Origin of the sequence: Shewanella sp. MTB7 (genome assembly GCF_027571385.1) — a bacterium.
GTDB lineage: Bacteria > Pseudomonadota > Gammaproteobacteria > Enterobacterales > Shewanellaceae > Shewanella.
The window spans coordinates 2,941,085-2,962,401 of the sequence record NZ_CP085636.1; the positions used below are offsets into that span (position 1 = coordinate 2,941,085).

At 42.0% G+C, this 21,317-nt stretch carries 18 protein-coding genes, 1 pseudogene and 1 riboswitch; of the genes and pseudogenes, 12 read left to right on the top strand and 7 right to left on the bottom strand.

Features of this window, described 5'->3' with window-relative positions; genetic code table 11:
- The first annotated feature begins 91 nt into the window (after nt 1-91).
- Nucleotides 92-424, top strand: coding sequence for a hypothetical protein (locus tag HWQ47_RS12555; RefSeq protein ID WP_269971448.1), 333 nt, complete (start codon nt 92-94; stop codon nt 422-424).
- Between the two features lie 4 nt (nt 425-428).
- Here the strand turns inward: HWQ47_RS12555 and HWQ47_RS12560 are convergent, their stop codons facing one another.
- Entirely contained in the window at nt 429-998 is a 570-nt protein-coding gene (locus tag HWQ47_RS12560; RefSeq protein ID WP_269971449.1) for a CoA pyrophosphatase, read from the bottom strand.
- Between the two features lie 23 nt (nt 999-1,021).
- Nucleotides 1,022-2,425: an aminodeoxychorismate synthase component I gene (gene pabB / locus HWQ47_RS12565; RefSeq protein WP_269971450.1), complete on the bottom strand. Its 1,404-nt coding sequence runs from the start codon at nt 2,423-2,425 to the stop codon at nt 1,022-1,024.
- A gap of 266 nt (nt 2,426-2,691) precedes the next feature.
- Here pabB and HWQ47_RS12570 point away from each other — a divergent pair, with 266 nt between their 5' ends.
- The 6 genes from HWQ47_RS12570 to yjjG all read left to right on the top strand — a co-directional run bounded on the left by HWQ47_RS12570 (nt 2,692) and on the right by yjjG (nt 9,710).
- Nucleotides 2,692-4,206 (top strand): fumarate hydratase, encoded by a 1,515-nt coding sequence (locus HWQ47_RS12570; protein ID WP_269971451.1) that lies wholly within the window; start codon nt 2,692-2,694, stop codon nt 4,204-4,206.
- Nucleotides 4,207-4,364: 158 nt separating this feature from the next.
- Complete coding sequence (locus HWQ47_RS12575; RefSeq protein ID WP_269971452.1) at nt 4,365-6,419, top strand: dipeptidyl-peptidase 5; 2,055 nt, start codon at nt 4,365-4,367, stop codon at nt 6,417-6,419.
- 154 nt (nt 6,420-6,573) lie between these two features.
- Nucleotides 6,574-7,911 carry a DUF2157 domain-containing protein gene (locus HWQ47_RS12580; protein WP_269971453.1) on the top strand — a complete coding sequence of 446 codons (1,338 nt, stop codon included), beginning with the start codon at nt 6,574-6,576 and terminating at the stop codon, nt 7,909-7,911.
- Nucleotides 7,911-8,468: a GDYXXLXY domain-containing protein gene (locus HWQ47_RS12585; protein ID WP_269971454.1), complete on the top strand. Its 558-nt coding sequence runs from the start codon at nt 7,911-7,913 to the stop codon at nt 8,466-8,468. Before HWQ47_RS12580 ends, HWQ47_RS12585 begins: the two co-directional genes overlap by 1 nt.
- A 23-nt stretch (nt 8,469-8,491) precedes the next feature.
- Nucleotides 8,492-8,995, top strand: a complete 504-nt coding sequence (locus HWQ47_RS12590; RefSeq protein WP_269971455.1) for a shikimate kinase — start codon at nt 8,492-8,494, stop codon at nt 8,993-8,995.
- A gap of 40 nt (nt 8,996-9,035) precedes the next feature.
- Entirely contained in the window at nt 9,036-9,710 is a 675-nt protein-coding gene (yjjG, locus tag HWQ47_RS12595; RefSeq protein WP_269971456.1) for a pyrimidine 5'-nucleotidase, read from the top strand.
- A gap of 98 nt (nt 9,711-9,808) precedes the next feature.
- Here the strand turns inward: yjjG and HWQ47_RS12600 are convergent, their stop codons facing one another.
- Nucleotides 9,809-10,120 carry a DUF2834 domain-containing protein gene (locus HWQ47_RS12600; RefSeq protein WP_269971457.1) on the bottom strand — a complete coding sequence of 104 codons (312 nt, stop codon included), beginning with the start codon at nt 10,118-10,120 and terminating at the stop codon, nt 9,809-9,811.
- Between the two features lie 301 nt (nt 10,121-10,421).
- Nucleotides 10,422-10,523, top strand: a riboswitch (purine riboswitch).
- Nucleotides 10,524-10,617: 94 nt separating this feature from the next.
- On the opposite strand from HWQ47_RS12600, the gene HWQ47_RS12605 reads away from it, so the two are divergent.
- From HWQ47_RS12605 to HWQ47_RS12615, 3 genes are all read left to right on the top strand, one after another.
- Complete coding sequence (locus HWQ47_RS12605) at nt 10,618-11,943, top strand: NCS2 family permease (protein WP_269971458.1); 1,326 nt, start codon at nt 10,618-10,620, stop codon at nt 11,941-11,943.
- A 14-nt stretch (nt 11,944-11,957) separates the two neighbouring features.
- The gene (locus HWQ47_RS12610; protein WP_269971459.1) at nt 11,958-12,521 is read left to right on the top strand and encodes a xanthine phosphoribosyltransferase; all 564 of its coding nucleotides are present in this window, start codon (nt 11,958-11,960) and stop codon (nt 12,519-12,521) included.
- 156 nt (nt 12,522-12,677) lie between these two features.
- Complete coding sequence (locus HWQ47_RS12615; RefSeq protein WP_269971460.1) at nt 12,678-13,151, top strand: hypothetical protein; 474 nt, start codon at nt 12,678-12,680, stop codon at nt 13,149-13,151.
- A 40-nt stretch (nt 13,152-13,191) separates the two neighbouring features.
- Here the strand turns inward: HWQ47_RS12615 and hpf are convergent, their stop codons facing one another.
- From hpf to HWQ47_RS12630, 4 genes and pseudogenes are all read right to left on the bottom strand, one after another.
- Nucleotides 13,192-13,545, bottom strand: a complete 354-nt coding sequence (gene hpf, locus HWQ47_RS12620) for a ribosome hibernation-promoting factor, HPF/YfiA family (RefSeq protein ID WP_269971461.1) — start codon at nt 13,543-13,545, stop codon at nt 13,192-13,194.
- A gap of 439 nt (nt 13,546-13,984) precedes the next feature.
- Nucleotides 13,985-14,407 (bottom strand): annotated as a pseudogene (locus tag HWQ47_RS28080) (GFA family protein); the annotation flags it as partial.
- 85 nt (nt 14,408-14,492) lie between these two features.
- Entirely contained in the window at nt 14,493-15,437 is a 945-nt protein-coding gene (locus HWQ47_RS12625; RefSeq protein WP_442802032.1) for a DMT family transporter, read from the bottom strand.
- Nucleotides 15,438-15,867: 430 nt separating this feature from the next.
- Nucleotides 15,868-17,451, bottom strand: a complete 1,584-nt coding sequence (locus tag HWQ47_RS12630) for an isocitrate lyase (RefSeq protein ID WP_269971462.1) — start codon at nt 17,449-17,451, stop codon at nt 15,868-15,870.
- A gap of 112 nt (nt 17,452-17,563) precedes the next feature.
- Here HWQ47_RS12630 and HWQ47_RS12635 point away from each other — a divergent pair, with 112 nt between their 5' ends.
- Nucleotides 17,564-18,508: a LysR family transcriptional regulator gene (locus HWQ47_RS12635; RefSeq protein WP_269971463.1), complete on the top strand. Its 945-nt coding sequence runs from the start codon at nt 17,564-17,566 to the stop codon at nt 18,506-18,508.
- Nucleotides 18,509-18,686: 178 nt separating this feature from the next.
- Nucleotides 18,687-20,864 carry a malate synthase G gene (locus tag HWQ47_RS12640; protein WP_269971464.1) on the top strand — a complete coding sequence of 726 codons (2,178 nt, stop codon included), beginning with the start codon at nt 18,687-18,689 and terminating at the stop codon, nt 20,862-20,864.
- The last annotated feature ends 453 nt before the right edge of the window (nt 20,865-21,317 follow it).

A 21,317-nucleotide genomic window follows, 5' to 3' on the forward strand; every position in this document is an offset into this window, starting at 1 on the left:
ATTTCTGTCATTAAAAAGCAATAAGTTGCTGAAACCTTCAGCGTAATATCATATTGTATACTCAATGTATGGGAGTTTATGTGGAGGTTGTATGAAGAGAGTTAAAATGTTTCAACTCCTATTGTCATTCTTATCTGTATGTGGATGGTCTTTGGCTGTCTATGCATTGTTAGTTTTTGATAAAGCTAGACCCGATCGGGCGGTAGGATATTATTTAAGTAAGGGGGCTTCAGTGCGTTTGAGCTGGGATCAAACTCATACGATACAACTCGAATACCTCATCTGGAGCTGTGCGGTAATTAGTTTTATCAGCTTGGCATTTAACTATTACTTTGCTCACCACAGCAAAATGGGTTATTGGTTTAATATTCCTTTATTGCTTATGTGTTCTCTGGTTGCAGGTTTATACATACGATTTATGTGAAATATTAAGAAGTTAGCTGCTGACACAACTGCTCAATGATGGCTGCGGTAGCACCCCAAATCATGTGTTGTTTGTATTTGATAAAGTAGACTCTGCATTGCACGCCTTGTCTGCTATAGAGGTAATACTTGCGGTTATTCTTATTTAGCAGAAAAGTTAGCGGAATGGTAAATAGATCGGCGACCTCCCCGGGATCCAGCACTGGGACGAATCGGTTTTTGACGATACCAAATACTGGGGTGATTTCAAATCCAGTGAAAGTTTTATACTTTGGATGTTGGCCCAAGACTTCAACATTGGTGATCTTGAGCGCAATCTCCTCTTCTGCTTCTCTTAATGCAGTAGCGATGACATCAGTGTCGAATTTTTCAACTTTTCCTCCCGGAAAACTAATCTGTCCCGGGTGGCTGCGAAGGTGCATTGGTCTGCGGGTTAAGATAATATGAGTATCGTTATCGACTTGAGTGAACGCTATCAATACGGCTGCCTGACGTAATTTTGTCGATATCTTCGGGCTGATTTGGTCCGCTATAGGCTGAACGTTATACCTCACTCTTAATTCAGGTAAATTCAATTTTATCCCCCGTTTGACTTTAATTACATATTTTTAAGGACTGGTAGGATTTGACTCACTTTATCATAGGTTTCTTGATATTCCTCTTTAGCAATAGAGTCTGCAACAATCCCGCCGCCAGCCCAACAATACATGCGATTAGATTGGGCGACTAAGGTTCTAATGGTGATACTTGTATCCATTTGGCCATCTTGGCTTATATAGCCAATAGAACCACAGTATAGGCTACGTCTGGAGGGTTCAAGCTCCTCAATAATCTCCATTGCACGAATTTTTGGTGCCCCGGTGATCGATCCACCAGGAAACGTTGCTTTCAAAAGATCGCTTGCTTGGTATGGTGAAGCAAGTTTCGCCGTGATGGTGCTCACCAGATGGTGAACCGCGGGGAAAGTTTCAATACTAAACAAGTGAGGAACACTGACCGAACCCGCTTGGGCAACCTTACCAATATCGTTACGTAAAAGATCGACTATCATCAGATTCTCTGCTCGATCTTTTGGAGAATGTGCCAGAGTTATTGCTGATTGCTCATCTTCCAATGGGTTGTTAAATCTTGGACGTGTTCCCTTAATCGGTTTAGTTTGAATATCACTGTCCGCCAGTTGAATAAATCGCTCCGGTGAAATAGACAATACAGTGGCGTTATCCAGTCTGAGAAATGCTGAAAAGGGTGCTTGGTTTGTTTTGCTTAATTTGACATAGGCTTGCCACTCATCGCCAAGGTAGTCAGCTTCGAACCTGTGGGTTAAATTAATTTGATAACAATCCCCACTCTGTAAATAATGTTGTATTTGATTAAATTTTTCTAGATATTGCTCATGGCTGATCTGATTATGCCAGTCGCTTGTAAGAGAGAAATCTTCCTTGTTCGATGTCAAAGGCATACAGAGTAGAGAGTCAAGCTCTGCTAACGTCTGATGCAGGGCATCTTGTCCTTGATAATGCACTAAGGTCCAACTGGCGACCTGATAGTCATAAATCAGCGCCCACATATATAGACCTATGTTCATCTCAGGGAGATCGATATCCCTTTGTGCCATTTCGGGAAGGGTCTCAATTTGTCTACCCAAGTCATAACTAAAGCAGCCCATAGCACCGCCAGAGAAAGGATATTGACTTAACAATGGCTGTGGGAAGTAACTTTTTAGTGTTTGATTGATAACCTGAAAGGGATCCAAATTTACCGTTTCAATACTATTTTCTCGTGCGTTGCCAAAGTGTGTGATTCGACTTTGCCCTGATTCTGTCACTATGGTGGCTATTGGACTACAGACGATAATATCGTATCTAGCATCTCCATGATCAGCATTGGCTGAATCTAATAACATGGCCCAAGGTTGATCTGAGAAATGTGCAAATAACGCGGTAGTGGTGTGATCCCAAGTCAGCTTTAGTGAAGCTAGCTGTTGCGACGCCGAACAACTCATCGATTAACCTTAATTAATTGGGTGATTCCCCTAAAACTCACCGATAGAGTATCATAATCATAGGCTAGAATGAAAAAAGCTATAACCAATTACTGTGTGGTGTATCCCTCAAAGTTTGCTGAGAGTATCATAGGTTAACTATTATAATAATATTGTAACCCAATGAAACTATTGGAGTGCACCCTAATATACCCAAACGACCTCGTCATGCTGAATTCTGTATCTTGAAGTGGTTTGGGTATAAGTCCAATAAAAAGGAAGAGTCTGTGAGTAAAGAAGTCATCATAAAGCAAGCCGATCTTATCGAGAGTATTGCCGATTCGCTACAATATATCTCTTATTACCACCCTAAAGATTTCGTTGATGCTATGTCTGAAGCCTATGAGCGTGAAGAAAGCGCTGCCGCAAAAGATGCAATCGCACAGATTTTGATTAACTCGCGTATGTCAGCAGAGGGAAAACGTCCTCTTTGCCAAGATACAGGTATTGTGACATGTTTCGTTAAAATTGGTATGGACGTCAGATGGGATAAAACCGACATGACTGTTCAGCAGATGGTCGATGAAGGGGTACGCCAAGCCTATAAAAATCCAGATAATCCACTTCGTGCTTCAATCGTTTCCGATCCTGCTGGCACCCGTAAAAATACTAAAGACAACACCCCCTCAGTGGTTCATATTGATATGGTTTTAGGTAATTATGTTGATGTTGCTATTGCGGCAAAAGGGGGGGGGTCAGAAAATAAATCTAAAATGGCCATGTTAAATCCATCGGATGACGTTGCTGCTTGGGTTGAGAAAACCTTACCAACTATGGGCGCTGGTTGGTGTCCTCCAGGGATGTTAGGCATAGGCATTGGTGGTACGGCTGAAAAGGCGGCGGTTATGGCTAAAGAGTCCCTAATGGATCCGGTCAATATTCATGAACTGCAAGCTAAAGGCGCTGAGACGACTGAAGAGAAGATGCGTTTAGACATTTTTACTCGAGCTAACAATTTAGGCATTGGTGCCCAAGGACTCGGGGGATTAACGACGGTTTTGGATATCAAAATTAAAACGGCTCCAACACACGCAGCATCTAAACCTGTAGTGATGATCCCAAATTGTGCCGCCACACGTCATGTGCACTTTCATCTTGACGGAACTGGTCCAGCTGTACTCACCCCGCCGTCACTTGAAGACTGGCCTGTGATCACGCGTGAGGCCGGCGAGAATACCCGTAGAGTCGATCTTAATACTGTGACTCAAGCAGACATCGAGCAGTGGAAGAGCGGTGATACTTTACTGCTTAATGGCAAGATGCTGACTGGCCGAGATGCAGCACATAAACGTATTCAAGGCTTGATTGAATCCGGTGAAGGGCTTCCTAAAGGTGTCGATTTCACTGGTAAGTTTATCTATTATGTGGGGCCAGTTGATCCCGTTGGTGATGAAGTTGTAGGACCTGCTGGCCCAACAACGGCGACACGTATGGATAAGTTCACCGATCTCATGTTAGAGAAAACAGGCCTGATGGGAATGATAGGTAAAGCTGAGCGTGGACCCGCTACGGTGGCATCGATTAAGAAAAATAAGGCCGTTTATTTAATGGCTGTTGGCGGCGCTGCATACCTTGTGTCTAAAGCGATTAAAAAATCACGCGTGGTTGCTTTTGCCGATCTAGGCATGGAAGCGATTTACGAGTTTGATGTGAAAGATATGCCAGTGACAGTTGCGGTTGATTCAGAAGGGGTGAATGCCCATGAAACCGGTCCGGCTATCTGGAAAGTTAAATTAAGCTAGTAATTGGTTAAAGCAGTCTACATAAAGAAGGCTTAGGCATCTTGCCTAAGCCTTCTTATTTGGATAATGTGCCTCTTGATAACAAAGAAGGATAGCGAAAAAGTCCTAGACTGAGTCGCTTGTAAATCGAACTGCAATCAACAAAGATGATAATAATAATGAAAAAATCTGCACTCATATTTGCTTTGGCTACTGCCGGATGTATCGGCACAGTCCAAGCTGCTATAGCTGAGGACTTTACGGTTCAACACTTAGTTAAAATTAACAAGCTTCATTCAGCAACATTGTCAAATGATGGCAATAAACTGGTTTATGCTGTCAAAAAATTTGATAGCGAAGGAAAAGCCAGTTCTGATCTCTATATTCAAGATATTTCTATTCCAAACAGTAAAGCCAAACAGCTTACTTCTGCACCGGGTACTGAGCACAACGTGGCTTTTTCTGCCGATGATAACACTCTCTATTTTCTAGCTAACCGTGATGGTTCCAGTCAGTTGCACTCATTATCACTTTCTGGTGGTGAAGCGATTCAAATATCTGATCTACCGCTGGATGTTGAAGGCTTTAAACTTTCACAAGACAGCAAACAAATCGTATTAAACATGCGCGTCTTCCCAGAGTGCAAAGACTTAACTTGTTCAAAGGATATGTTTACCGCCCAAGAGGATCGAAAATCGACCGGGCGTGAATATAAGCAGCTAATGGTGAGGCATTGGGACACGTGGAGCGATCATTCTCGCAGCCATCTCTTTGTCGCACAGCTTAACGGCGAAAAGATTTTGACTGCGGTGGATGTGACTGCCGGGCTAAACACTGAAACACCGCCAAAGCCATTCTCTGGCATGGAGGAGGTGACTTTTACTCCAGATGGAAAATATGTGGTTTACAGTGCTAAGGCACCGAGTAAAGACCAAGCTTGGATCACTAACTATGACCTATGGCAGGTGCCGGTTTCAGGTGGTAAATCGGTCAATCTAACTGAAGCCAATAAAGCCTGGGATGCACTGCCGACTTATTCTGCCGATGGTCGTTACTTAGCGTATCTGGCGATGACTAAACCAGGTTTTGAGGCCGACCGTTATCGCATCATGTTACGTGATACCGTCACCGGGCAGGAGAAAGAGGTTGCTCCTTTATGGGACAGAAGTGCTAGCTCGCTAGCATTTGGTAAAGATAATCGCACCTTGTATGTGACTGCTCAAGATGTTGGTCAAGTTACTGTATTTGAAGTAAATACTCAATTTGGTGATGTTAAAACGATATTTAACGACGGCAGTAATAGCATCGTTGCGGTCACGAACGAGAAAATAATCTTTAATCACAAAAGTTTAATTCAGCCAGGCGATCTGCACTCTATCAATATCGATGGACAAGGGTTAACGCGTTTAACCGATGTGAACAAAGACAAGCTGGCCAAAATTAGATTTGGTGAGTTTGACCAGTTCAGCTTTAAAGGCTGGAATAACGAAGAGGTTCACGGCTATTGGATAAAGCCTACTGATTATAAAGTGGGCCAAAAATACCCGATTGCTTTTCTCGTTCACGGTGGACCTCAAGGCTCATTTGGTAACTCATTTAGCAGCCGCTGGAATGCGCAACTATGGGCTGGTGCTGGTTATGGCGTGGTCATGATCGATTTCCATGGCTCTACTGGTTATGGCCAAGCCTTTACTGATTCGATTTCGAAAGATTGGGGCGGTAAGCCACTTGAAGATCTTCAAAAAGGATTAGCTGCAGTCACTAAGCAACAAAAGTGGCTCGATGGAGAACGCACCTGTGCCTTAGGCGGCTCATACGGTGGTTATATGATGAACTGGATCCAAGGTAATTGGAGCGATGGATTTAACTGCTTAGTCAATCATGCTGGTCTGTTTGATATGCGTTCTATGTATTATGTTACCGAGGAGCTCTGGTTTCCCGAATATGAGTTTGGTGGCACATATCAGGACAACAAAGAACTGTACGAGAAGTTTAATCCAGTCAATTATGTTGAAAACTGGAAAACACCGATGTTGATTATCCATGGTGAGAAAGACTTCCGCGTTCCTTATGATCAAGGTCTAGCGGCGTTTAGCTTCATGCAACGCAAGGGCATTCCTTCAGAGTTACTTATCTACCCTGAAGAGAATCACTGGATCTTAAACCCGGATAACCTTGAACAGTGGTACGCCAACGTATTGGGTTGGATGGATCGTTGGACTGAAAACAAATAGGTTCAATGACAATATAGCTCAAAAAAGGTCAGCGAATGCTGGCCTTTTTTGTGGGTAAATGTAATCTTAAATTTGATCTGTTGCAATTGAATCTTTATACATTAATTTTCATGAATCCAAGCTTTACGAAGCTAAACCCAATAAGGAATGAACAATGCGGCTTATCCATCTCTTTAAGAAGGAACTTGCACATGAGGCCCGAGATTGGGTACGCGAGGAGTTAGTATCTGAAACTCAAGCCAATGCTATTTTGGCGCGTTATGGCGAGTCGCTAAATGAAGACCCCAACAAAAACTCATTTGGTTACTACTTGCTAATGTCTCTTGGTGCCTTGTTTCTGGGGCTTGCCTTAATTCTTATTGTTTCCCATAACTGGGATGAGATCCCACGTCTTGGGCGTACCATTGCATTGTTATTACTAACCTTGGGTTGTAACGGACAAGGGATTCGACTTTTTTTGTCAGAGCGAAAACAAGCTGGGACTGCTTGGCTTCTTTTCGGTAGCGTCAGCTATGGAACCAGTATTATGCTGATCGCTCAGATATATCATTTAGGAGAGCATTTTCCTGATGGTATTTTCTGGTGGGCAATCGGTATTTTACCTTTAGTTATTTTTACACAAAGCCGATTACTGGCGCTGCTCTCGTTAACATTGGCGAGTATTTGGATGATAGTGGAAACAGGTGAAGATTTTTTTCCAACCCTATATCCTCTGTTTGCCATCGTTACACTCTGGTTAACTCTGTTTCAAAAATCATCACGACTGCTTTTCATCGCGAGTATTGCAGGTTTAATTATCTGGTTAAACTTAGCGCTGGCTTGGTTGATGGGAAGTGGGATTCATTTTGCTCCCTTTGAAGAGCAACTGCCGTTCTCTTTAGGTATCGGCATATTTCTCAATGGTGTAGCTTGGTGGCTAATGAGAACGAATAAGCATGATTGGAGAGAATACGGTTTGGTTACGCATATTTGGCTACTTAGGGTGTCCATCATCACTTTGCTTATTCTCAGTTTCGAAGGTGCATGGGAGGATTATTCGTCTGGATTTGATTGGTTATCCATTAGTGGTATTGCTGCAGTATTTCTCTGCGGTGGTCTATCTTGGTCTTTATCGCGAAAAAGCGGTTTGTATGCATCAAGCCCAGCTTTATTAATGAGCAGTTATTTGGGGTGCTGTTTTCTCTTGCTCACAGCGATGGATAAGATGGAGTTTGTCACTGCGATTGTAACCAACTTAATCTTAGTGTTAATGGGGATTTTACTCATTCGTCGAGGGATAGATCAGAATCAAACTCACTACTTTTATACTGGAGTGGTAACTCTGCTATTGACGGCATTCCTGCGTTACTTTGATCTCATCGGTGATTATATTGGTGGTGCGATACTCTTTATGGTGGCAGCCGCTATTTTGATGGCTGCGGCTAAATACTGGAAATATCACCTCAAACTGGTGACCGAAACGGGCAAAGCACAAGATCAGGAGTCAGCGTAATGGATAATGTCACGATGCCGTCATGGCTTACTATGCCGCCAAGTAGAAAAGTCATTAAAATTGGTTTGCTTGTGACACTGCTGTTACAACTTTCAGTACTGTGTGTGGAGTATCTTGGTGCTGTATGGCCGATTTGGACTGGTAAGGAGATAGTGCTCAAGACAGAGCCTGTGGATCCCAGAAGTTTGTTTAGGGGCAACTATGTTCGGCTTAATTATGATATCAATAGAATCGTTCAAAGTGATGCCGGTGAGTTTAAGTTAAACAGTGTCGTTTACCTTGTACTGCATGAGCAAAAAGGCGTATGGCAAGGCAGTGAGATAACACGTGTTATGCCAACAGAAGGTGACTTTATTCGAGGGCGAGTACGGAGCCATTATGGTGAAGTGTTAAATGTCGATTATGGTATTGAAGCTTTTTTTATGCCAAAAGAGAAAGCCTTGGCGGTGGAGAAGGAGATGCGAGGCACTGGTACAACAAAGGTGCGCGTTTTTATTTCAGACACAGGTAAAGCTCGCGCAGTAGCATTTAAATGCATTGCAAAAGCCTGTGAGTGACGTCTAAATTTAAAGGGGGTGGTGTGAGACGAGTTGTTATTTTTGGTAATTCAGGTTCTGGTAAATCAACTTTAGCAAAGCACTTATGTGACTGTGAAGGTTTATCTCATCTAGATCTCGACCTAGTAGCATGGTTGCCGATGGTAGGCGGGGAAATACCGGAACGTATGCCTATCTCTGAGTCAAAACAGAAGTTGGAGTCGTTTATGTCTCAACAGAACTCTTGGGTCATTGAGGGCTGTTACATCGATCTTGTCGACTTGCTCAATGAGAAAGCGACAGAAATTATCTTTATGGATTTAAACGAACAAGCATGCAAGGAAAATGCTAAGTCACGTCCTTGGGAGCCCCATAAATATGAGAGTAAAGCTGCGCAAGAAACTAACTTAGTCATGTTAATTGAGTGGATAAGCCAGTATTATCTGCGGGACGATGAGTTCTCCTATCAGAGCCATTTGGCTTTTTTCAATCGTTATATAGGTAAGAAAAGCAGATTAGTAGAGAATCCCTCTGTACTGGTCAATTGACCGTTCCTCCCTTTGTTCTAATTTATGAGAAGTACTTTACATGCAATACCAATGGATACTCTTTGATGCAGACGAAACCTTGTTTCATTTCGATGCATTTGCAGGTCTTAAACTCATGTTTAGCCGTTTTGATATCGATTTTACTCGCATCGATTTTGAACTGTACCAAAAAGTGAATAAACCTCTCTGGGTTGATTATCAGGATGGGCTCATTAGCGCAGCTCAATTACAGACTAGAAGATTTACTGAATGGGGGCATAAAATTGGTGTAAGTGCCCAGCAACTTAATAGTGCATTTCTTAAGGCGATGGGGGAGATTTGTACCTTGTTGCCAGGCGCTAAAGCGCTTATCGATGGCTTACACGGTAAGGTAAATCTTGGGATCATCACTAATGGTTTCACCGCGCTTCAAACCGTGCGTTTAGAGAAAACTGGATTGCTTCATGCATTTGATCAAGTAGTGATATCAGAAGAGGTCGGTATTGCTAAACCCGATGTGGGTATTTTTAATCACGCCTTAATGCGCATGAATAATCCTGAGCGAAATAAGGTGTTAATGGTAGGGGATAACCCACATTCAGATATTCTTGGAGGATTAAATGCAGGTTTAGATACTTGCTGGTTAAACTCTGCGAAGCAGCCAACACCCGATGGGATCACTCCCCATTATGAGGTTAAATCTCTGTATGAACTTCAACTGTTACTTACTCATTAACTTTTGATGTTGATCAGGGGAAGTATGTCTAATGTTAAAAAATGGCATGCTTTCCATGTTCAAATTCGTCAGGGTGATGTTTAACTAAAGAGTGATATTTAGACTTTGTGATCACTGTTTGGCCTAAGTGCTAAATATAGCAAGGGACCCATAGAGACAAAAAGTAAAGTGACGACGGCGTATGGCAACCAGTGTTTGATTGTTTTGCCTCTGTTTTTAATATCTTGATACATCCAAGCAAGTGCAAGCCCTGCCATAATATACAAATCAATAACCACCTGCGCAGTATCTGGGCTTGATATTAACTGATAGCCGAAACTAAGAAGAGATGGTTGTGCAATCGACATGGTATAACCCGTGTAACTTGCGAATAATACTAATAAAGTGAGGGATATTATTTTAGTGTTCAAAATTAAATTCCTTTAGCTTTGATAAAAATAATGATCCGATAATGAGCATTAACTTGGGTCTTATATAGACGTATTCTGTTAAGCAAATCCGTTACTGAGTTTAACTTTTGTTCTAAGCCTAGCCAACCACTGTTTCAAGCCTGAATTAACAACTATAGGTCTCTCTTTGTGACTGACTTGGGTGTAAGGCCGTTTAACCATAACAGTTTTATCCTTTAAATTAACATTCACACAGTTAAACGCCATTAAATTCAAGGCTTACTTAAATACAAATTGACAATGTCGTCTACATCATTAAGATGCCCCGCAAGCAATGTAACCTTGTATAATCTTGGCAATATGGGCCATAAGTCTCTACTTCGAAACCGTAAATTTCGAGACTACAATGAAGCAGGATAGCAGCACCTTTTTATCTAAGGTGTGTGTCCATTTCCAAGTTTTATACTTCGTCATATTGTCATTTTAAATCAACCATATTGAGTAGTAATGGATATTTAATGGACAAGTTCTTTCTCATCTCTGCGCGTGGCGCAACCGTAAAAAATGAAATCTATGCGGGTTTAATCGCTTTTCTTGCGATGAGTTATATTTTGGCGGTAAACCCAGCTATTTTGGGAAGTATCGACGGTATAGATAAAGGTGCGGTATTTACTGCAACTGCACTGTCGGCCGCGATTGCCACATTTATAATGGGCGCATTTTCTAAATATCCCATTATGTTAGCGCCAGGTATGTCGATGAATGGCTTTTTTAAAGCTCTCTTACTTGGCGGCGGGATATCTTTGCTGTGGAATGAAGCATTATTCGCTATTTTTCTCTCCGGTTGTGTCTATCTCATCTTAAGTTTGACCCCAGCGCGTAAAGTCATAATTGAAGCGATCCCTGAGGACTTAAAACTTGGAATTGCTGTAGGCTTAGGCTTATTCGTCTCTTTTCTTGGGTTCAAAAATGCCGGCATCATAGTCAGTAACCCCGTTATTCTGGTCAGTCTAGGGGATGTGTATAACCCACAAGTATTTATAGCTTTGTGCAGTATCTTTATCGCCATCGCTTGCCTAGTCAAGAACATGAAACTGGCAACGGTTATCGCCTTTATCTGTTCCATTATTTTAAGCTTGTTAAGCGACCACTTTTTAGGTAGCGACTTAATTAGTTTACCAACAGCGATATTTTCAGCGCCGCCAAGTCTAGCGCCGACTTTTGGGGCGATCTTCGACTTTTCACAGCTCAGCTTACCTAAACTAAGTGACTTACTTTTCTTGGTCATCATTTTTTTTATTGTCGACTTTTTCGATGGGCTAAGCACGATTGTTGGGGTTGGGCGTGATGCAGGGATTATAGGTAAAGATGGCAAAGTGCCCAACGCAAAATCGGCGTTGGTGGCCGATGCTGGTGGCACCATGATAGGTGCGGTTTTAGGCACAACATCCATTACGGCTTATTCTGAATCTGCAGTGGCATCTTCAATAGGCGCAAAAACGGGCCTAAGTGCCGTTACCGTTGCGGCGTTATTTCTTATCGCTATGTTCCTGTTCCCCGTTTTCTCCATATTTACCGTTGCCATTGTGTCTCCGGCACTGGTGATTATCGGGATCTATATGATGAAGAATTTAGGGGGCATCCAGTGGCAGAAGAAAGAGTCTGCTATTCCAGTGTTTTTTATCATGGTATTTAGCTTATTAACTTTCTCTCCTGCAAATGGCATGGCAATGGGATTTATTAGTTACTGCTTCGTGATGGTAGTACAGGGTGATGGCAAAAAGGTTCATCCCATTATTTATGTTTTAGCACTCCTATTTATTATCTACTTAGCACTTTCATAACTCTAGGGCTTCAAATGAATTTATTAGAAAAAACCATCCTTGAACACGGCAAATCGGTGAACAATATTGCCCTAGACGCGAGTAGTTTCTTAACTAAGCAAATAGATATCCAGTTACTCGATTGGTGCGCAATTCAGTTTGCTGACTACTTTAAAGCTGCCAACATAGACCGAATCCTAACCATTGAGAGTGGGGGGATTGCCATTTCTACATTAGTGGCGTTAAAGCTCAATGTCCCCATGGTGGTGATGAAGAAAAAACGCAGTATGCTCGATCCTGATAATGTGCTAACGACACAGGTGCATAGTTTTACTAAAAATGTCACTTATGAGCTCAACTGCAACGCCGAACATATTAATGAGGATGATCGTATTTTGTTTATTGATGATGTATTAGCTCATGGTAATGCCGTTGAGGGAACACTCGAGATTATTACTCAAGTGAATGCCACCTTAGTGGGTGTGGGCATCTTATTTGAGAAGTCGTTCCAAAGCGGCGCAGCTATGTTGAATGACAAAGGGATCGATACTCTGTCACTGGCAAAAATTAAATCCCTCGAAAATGGTATTCACTTTTAAAGCTCCGCTTTGCGTGATCAAGATAGCACAAATGAACAGTGGGTGATGATTTTATATGCTTTAAATAAGGTTAACGACTTTTCGGTCGATAAGTGTTGATACAGATGTTTGGTGCTTGTCTTATTTACAGTGCTTGAGTCAACTGAAGGTATTTTCATGAATGTGATCGGAATTAATGGATATAACCCCGCTTCTAGTGGTGATTTTAGTCGTTTAGAAGTTAAAACAACGAAAAGTCATACCCCAGAAGCTGACACTTCACTTGCCCCAAAAACAGGTTCTACGGATGATGGAATTAAGGTGTCTATCTCTAAAGAGGGAAAGGATGCACTAGCATCGAATAGCGGCAGTGCGCTTCATGCTCAATCATTTCAAATTAAGGCGCAAGCTGAAGCTACAGAAGAGTCTGACGCACCTAAGAAAAAGATTGATGAGTTGATAAAAGCGTTGAAAGAAAGGGTTGAGGAGCTTAAGGTGCAACTAAAGCTATTAGAAAATGATAAGACTGAGGCTGGAGAGAAAAAGCGCAAAGATCTTGGAGCACAAATTGCTGTGCTCTCTGCTCAAATTACTGACCTGATTAATCAGAAAATTGAGCAGGAGATAAAAGAGAAGTTAAAGAACTCTTAGGCTTAACGAGCACCATTGCTGGAATCGCTAATAAAACCTATCACTTAAGCTCATCATCTTCATCATTAATCAGATGAGCTTTTTCTGTTTTTGCATGTTCAGAACGATGAGCCAGAGGCTTTTCTTTTTTCTTGATGAGCAAGCGTTCTAACCGTGAAAATGCTTCATTAAATCCTTCCATCATCTCCTTACTTTCACCATTTGAGTCGGTTTGACCTAGATTCGATTTAGTGGCAATTTCAACTATAAATTTATGTTCAGGCTCAAATTTTATAAATACATCGATGCTTATAAAGGATATGTTAAATTTATTAAATTTAGAAAATGCAATTTTAATGTGTTCCTCTAAATAATCAGGTAGTTCAAAATCGCGTGCGGTGACTTTAATGCTCATAATTAACCCATAGCTAAATATAATATGTGCTTATTAAAATGAACCTAATACATAATCAATAGCGTGACGTGTGTCACGCTTTTGTGGGTGAAACATTAAGGTTCTTACATCTGAGTTGTTCTAGGGTTACCAAGGTTGGTGGTATTATCTGTTTGTTGCTAGTGGGGAAGCGGTCTTATCTAATTGTTAACCAGTAAATAATGGTCGTTAACACTAATCTCGCAAGGTGTGTATAACTCTTCCCCTTAATTGTATGGCACCTATTCGTCGATAAACTTCCAAGTCTGTGTACCGTCGAAGTGTCTAAGCTTTATGGTGTTGAGTGTATTATACCAATTACATTAAGTATCTGTTCATTCAGCGGGAATTCAAAGCGCTGAAGGCCAGGCGGATGATTGAAGCTAATAGTTATTCTATATCGAAATCATTCAACACAGCATCAAGGGCTTTGAAACCCGCTCTGCGGGAGGCTCTCAAACATTCCACTTCTGCTTTGCATTGACTTACAAGGGAGTAATCTCTCATCAATGCGCCTTGAATTGAAAAATTTGAGCGCCTCTGAATTGATAACATATTTAATGTAATTGGTATTAGAAGGAACTAGCCGGAAGTTGACTGCCATTCTATTCTTGTTGCCGATTTCACTTGGCATATAATGAGTGACACACCCGCAGTTTTTACAATGATAAAATTCAATTGTTTTGTCGCCCCAGCTATAAGCTCCTAGCGTATCTTCGCTGCAACTAATACTGACCTCTATAGGCTCAAAATATGCCCATAATGCGCCAAAGCGATGACAAACAGAACAATTACAACTCGTAACTGTTTTAGTCGAATTTGGGATGGTTATTTTTACATTACCACAATGACAATTGGCTTAAATCATTCAGTTATACTCCAAAATTCCTAAGGAACCGGTAGAATTTATCTAGATACATTACGTTATTTCAGTGTTTTAAACCTGCTAAACATTTATCCCCAAACTGATACAGGCTTAAGCCGAATAGAACACAGATGGCAGCTAAGATAAGCGCTGAGGTGATGACCTCACCATTGAGCGTTGCGCCTAGCATCATGGCGAATACCGGCGTGATCAGTGTGACCAAAGCTACGGTACTCGCATTGAGATTTTGTAAGATATAGAAATAAGCGATAAAGCCAATTAGAGAACCAAATATGCCAAGGTAGAGAATGGCATAGAGAGATCTGGCATCCCAACTATCGATAGGGAGAGAGCCGTCAAACAGTACCCAGGCAAGGGCGAACATAGGGGTTGAAAACATCAGCGCGCCAACGGTGCTGGCGATGGGGTGAATATTGATCTTCACGGTTTTGATCAAAACACCACTGAGACTAAACAGAGATACGGCGATTAGAATAAGCGCTAAACCTAGCCAGCTATCTGAAGTGAGTGATATTTTAGAGGAGCAAACAATGCCTAATCCGATAAAGGCTATCACAAAAGAAAGGGAGCGCATGGGGCCAAACTTAGGTTCATTTAAGATCTTTTGGGCCAATAGACCCGAGAGCAGGGGAGATAAACCAAAGATTAATGACATGGTACCCGATGCCAGATATCTGGCGGCAAAATAACTTAATAGCATACCGCCCACTATACCGATGGATGAGACGGCATAGAGTTTTAATGCCATTTGGGACAGTGGTAATCGAATTCGGGTGACGAGTAATATCAAGCTACCTAAAATCAGTGCTATCAACATACGCAGTAACACCGCCATGGTTGGATGAACAGACTCGCTGCTCCACACGATCCCAAGCGGCGTGGTTGACCAGATAAGCACTACGGCTAAAAAAGCAAAAGGCACCATTTTTGATAAACCGGGTTTGTTAATTCTTTTGTCTGCTAACTGGTTTGATGCGTGTTCAGCCATGCTATTTTACTCCTCGAACATCACTTATCATCTATTTAAATAAGTGCAGTAATGGATAATATTTGAGGGCGATGCGAGGAGGGGATAGACAACCGCATTGCTGACTCATGCGGTTTAAAATGGTGGAGATTAAGTGTTAATTATTCCATTTTATCCGCTGCAGGTTCAGCCATAGGGGATTCACGACAAGTAGTCTATTCGTATAGGTTTGCAGTTGACAATATTGAGTAAGAATGGAATTCATCTGTTTGACATTAACCGTTTATTAACTGAGCTTCTTATACTCTAGAGATGAGCTGCTAGTGTCAATGAAAAGGGCGGATCTTGTTTGATTTAGCGCAAAATAAAAAAACCAGAATATTGCTATTCTGGTTTTTGTTATTCAATTGCAGTTACTTAGCTATTACATCGTAAACTAAGTGGTTGGAGATTAGCTGAACTGGTTCATCGTGTTGTCTTTGCCTGAAGCTTTCAGTGCTTGATCACCAGAGAAGTATTCTTTGTGATCATCACCCATGTCAGAACCTGACATGTTTTGATGTTTAACACAGGCGATACCTTGACGAATCTCCTTGCGTTGAACACCCGCAACATAACCCAACATACCTTGGTCACCGAAGTAATCTTTAGCCAAGTTATCAGTAGAAAGCGCGGCAGTGTGGTAAGTCGGCAAGGTGATTAAGTGATGGAATATCCCAGCTTCACGTGCTGCATCTGCTTGGAAAGTACGGATCTTCTCATCTGCGTCGATAGCAAGTTGAGTTTCATCGTACTCAATGCTCATCAAGTCAGCACGGTTATAAGCCGATACATCTTGACCTGCTTCTTTCATTGAATCGAACATTTGTTGACGGAAGTTAAGCGTCCAGTTAAACGATGGTGAGTTGTTGTATACCAACTTGGCATTTGGAACCACTTCACGTATTGCGTTAACCATTGCGCCGATTTGTGCCACATGAGGCTTCTCTGTTTCAATCCAAAGTAGATCTGCGCCATTTTGCAAGCTAGTGATACAGTCGAGAACACAACGTTCTTCACCTGTACCTGCTCTGAACTTAAATAGGCCATTAGGTAAACGTGCAGGCTTAACGAGTTTATCGCCACGCTTGAAGACTACGTCACCGTTATTAAGATTACTGGTTGATACTTCCTCAACTTCAAGGAATGAGTTGTATTGGTCGCCCAAATCACCAGGCTCTGCAGTCACAGCGATTTTTTGAGTTAGACCAGCACCTAAAGAATCGGTACGTGCCACAATCACACCATCATCAATACCGAGTTCAAGGAAGGCGTAACGTACTGCGTTAATTTTGGCAAGAAACTCGATATGAGGGACTGTCACCTTACCATCTTGATGTCCACACTGTTTAACATCAGAAACCTGATTTTCAAGCTGAATACAACATGCGCCGGCCTCAATCATCTGCTTAGCCATTAGGTAAGTGGCTTCCTCATTACCGAAACCCGCATCAATATCTGCAATAATAGGTACTACATGTGTTTCGAAGTTATCAATCTTCGCTTGAACTGCATCCTTATCTGTGCCTTGTGCATTATCAAGTTCACGGAAAAGGCCACCGAGTTCACGAGCATCAGCTTGACGTAAGAAGGTGTAAAGCTCTTTAATTAAGCTCGCAACTGACGTCTTCTCGTGCATTGATTGATCAGGCAGTGGTCCAAATTCACTACGAAGTGCAGCGACCATCCAACCTGATAGATAAAGGTAACGACGTTTAGTGGTTAACAGGTGCTTTTTAATGGCAATCATCTTTTGTTGGCCGATAAAGCCATGCCAGCAACCTAACGATTGAGTGTACTGTGAACTATCAGCGTCGTAATTTGCCATGTCTTCACGCATTATTTTAGCAGTGTACTTAGCTATGTCTAAACCCGTCTGGAATTGATTCTGAGCACGCATACGAGCGACTGACTCAGGATTAATTGCATTCCATGCACTACCTTCACTCTCTAATAGACTTGTAGCACTGTCGATATCTGCTCTGTAATTTGACATGGTAAGTCCCTTCTAACTAAAAATGATTAACAATGTTTGCTTCCGTATTAAATAATAGTAATACTGAACATCATTAGTCTAATTTATAGTTATTATCTTCGGTATTTGTTTTATGAATATGTCTAGAGTCGATCTAAATCTGTTGGTGTATTTTGATGTGCTATTAAGAGAATTGAATGTTACTCGTGCTGCGGATCAACTGGGGATCAGTCAGCCAGCGATGAGCAATGGGCTTAAAAGATTGCGACTACTTTTTGATGATCCACTGTTAATTAGAACCAGTAAAGGGATGACGCCAACTGAGCGAGCAACCGAGCTGAAGCCTGTTATCCGTGAGTTACTTGTGGGTTTAGAGAAGGCTGTAGAGCCAAAAGCTAAGTTTAATCCGTTTGAGAGTGAGCAGGTGTTTCGCATGATGGCATCTGATTATGCCGAAGCGACCCTCATTCCATTGTTAATCGCCCGGTTACGTAACGAAGCGCCTAAAGTTATCTTAGATATTATGACGCCCAGCGATGTTAATTTTCCTGATGTGGAGCAAGGAAGGGTTGATATGGTGATTAATCGTTTCGACAGTATTCCGCAATCCTTTCACCAAAAAGTGCTCTGGAAAGACAGTTTTAGCTGTTTAATTAATCGCAACCATAGTGTATTGAAGAACTTTAATCTTGAAAGCTACCTTGAAGCACATCATGTATGGGTCAGTAAAACTGGCATGGGCGTTGGTGTCGGCATGGATCCTGATGATGTGCAGCGATTGGGATGGGTTGATGAGGCGTTAGCTAAAATAGGAGCTAAGCGTAGGATCACAGTGTTTACCCGTCACTATCAAGCGGCGAGTTCACTGGCTGAGAGACAAGATCTTATTGCAACCGTTCCAAGTAAAATGGCTAGATTGCAACAAGACAACAACCGAGTGTCGATACTGCCCCCTCCTTTTGATATTCCGTCCATTGAACTGACAATGGCCTGGAGTCCACTGTTACAGCATAACCCTGCCCATAAGTGGATGCGTGAACTAATCACAGAAACAGCAAGGATCATCGATAGATTTTGAGTCTTATAGTTTTTATGAATGCTAATCATAAATACGATAAATTATAGGAATAGCACTTTTATGAGATAGACTGAGCTAAGCCTTTTTGTTTTAGGCCTTGTATCTTGAGCGTGGTTTGAGCTCTGATCATTCATTAAGCAAGGTAAAGCAGAGACTATTCATAGACAGGAGTGCAGGTATGACATCACGAGTTCAGGTTGGCAGTTTACAGGTAGCACAAGTGCTATTTGATCTGGTCAATGACAAGATTCTTCCCGGAACGGAGATCAGCCCAGAGCGCTTTTGGAGTAAATTAGAAGCGATAGTGGATGATCTACGTCCTAAGAATAGGGCGTTACTCGAAAAACGTGATGAACTGCAAGCTAAGATAGACCAATGGCACTTGAGCCAAAATTCAACTCAAAATAAACATGATCCCATCGTGTATAAGCAATTTTTAACAGAGATTGGTTATCTGGTAGAGGAGGGGCCTGATTTCACCATAGAAACAGAGAATGTCGATAAGGAAATTGCTGAACAGGCTGGGCCTCAATTAGTGGTTCCGGTTAAAAATGCCCGATTTGCGCTTAATGCCGCCAATGCACGTTGGGGAAGTTTATATGATGCACTCTATGGTACCGATGCCATCAGTGTAGAAGACGGTGCAGAGATGGGTTCAGGTTATAACCCTGTCCGTGGCAGCAAAGTTATCTCTTTTGCCAAACAACATTTAGATCAATTAGCGCCACTAGTTATTGGTAGCCACAGTGAGGCTTGTCATTACCAAGTGAATGATGGTCAACTGCTGATCACCTTAATTGATGGTTGTGATACCGGGCTCGCTAATCCTGAGAGGTTTGTTGGCTTTACCGGTGAATCAAAGACACCTAGCGCAATATTGTTGAAAAATAATGGTCTACATGTAGAGATCCAGATAGATAAACAACACTTCATTGGTAAAACTGATAAGGCGAGTGTTAAAGACTTGCTCGTTGAAGCTGCCGTCACCACTATTATGGATTGTGAGGATTCGGTCGCTGCGGTTGATGCTGAAGATAAATGTGAAGTGTATGAAAACTGGCTTGGGTTAATGCAGGGCAACCTCACTGCTGAGCTGAAGAAAGGCGGTAAAGTAATCACTCGTGAACTCAATCAAGACAGAGAGTATCAGACACCAGCTGGTGGGAAGTTAACCTTACCGGGCCGTAGCTTGCTGTTTATTCGTAATGTGGGTCACCTTATGACTAATAATGCCATATTAGATAGAAACGGTGATGAGATCCCTGAAGGGATCCTTGATGGTATGGTGACAGTACTTGCCGCTATGCACGATCTTCAAGGTAATAATAACGGTCGCCCTAACAGTCGATCGGGTTCAATCAATATCGTTAAGCCTAAGATGCATGGCCCGGAAGAAGTTGCTTTTACCTGTGAGCTTTTTACCCGTATTGAAGATGCTCTTAAATTGTCACGAGATACCATTAAGTTAGGGATTATGGATGAGGAACGCCGTACAACCGTGAACCTTAAAGAGTGTATCCGCGTTGCCAAAGAGCGAGTGGTGTTTATTAATACTGGATTTCTCGATAGAACCGGTGATGAGATACACACTTCAATGTTAGCGGGACCGTTCGTGCCAAAATCGATGATGAAACAGCAAGCTTGGATCAATGCCTATGAGGATTGGAATGTCGATATTGGTCTAGCTTGTGGGCTTCCTGGTCGTGCTCAGATTGGCAAAGGGATGTGGGCCATGCCAGATGAGATGGCCAAAATGCTTGAACAAAAGATGGGTCATCCTAATGCTGGGGCAAATACAGCTTGGGTACCATCACCCAATGGCGCAAGCCTGCATTCGATCCACTATCACAGAGTCAATGTACTTGATCGTCAAAAAGAATTAGCTCAAAGGCAGCGGGCGAGTCTGGATGATATTCTAGCAATCCCTTTACTTGAAAACCCAGCGACACTCACCCATGAAGAGATTGAGCGAGAGTTAGATAACAATGCTCAAGGCATTCTAGGTTATGTCGTTCGCTGGATAGATCAAGGAATAGGGTGTTCTAAGGTACCGGATATCAACGATGTTGGTTTAATGGAAGACCGAGCCACACTGCGTATCTCTTCTCAATATATAGCTAACTGGCTCGAACATAAGATTTGTACCAAAGAGCAAATTATCGCATCTCTTAAAAGAATGGCGGCTGTGGTGGATAAGCAAAACAGTACAGATAGTGACTATCAGAATATGGCACCTGATTTTGATGGTATCGCGTTTAAAGCGGCTAGGGATCTTATTTTTAAAGGAAAGGAGCAACCATCAGGGTATACAGAACCACTGCTTCACGCCTATCGCATTCAAGCTAAAGCGAGATAGTACTTAGCCTATAACGAAGGTGAAGTACACTTTTTATAGTTTGATTTTTGGCCTCTTTATAGCAAGAGCTATGTCTAAAGGACATAGCTCTTTTTTATTTTTGGTCACTTAGAAGGTATCCGCAGCCATCACAACAAACTGCTTACTGTATGTATCTAAATTTTATCATCTCCTCCCTTAATTCTCCGCGATTTACGGTCATTAACCTTAAAAGAGAGGCTGCAGTTCGGCAGAGCGACCGTCAAAAGCCATTTATAAAGGTGATGAAGTGTGATCAATATCAATAAATCACCTTGCTTTCGTTAAAAAACGACTACCGCAGAAAAGTAAATTGTTATAGCATAAATCCTGATTAATCAATTAGATGGCTTGACTTTGTTTTGATAACTCTGTGACTTAAGTGTTGTGTGAATGGTTAAGCGTGATCTAGACATGCAGTGTATTTTAACGGTA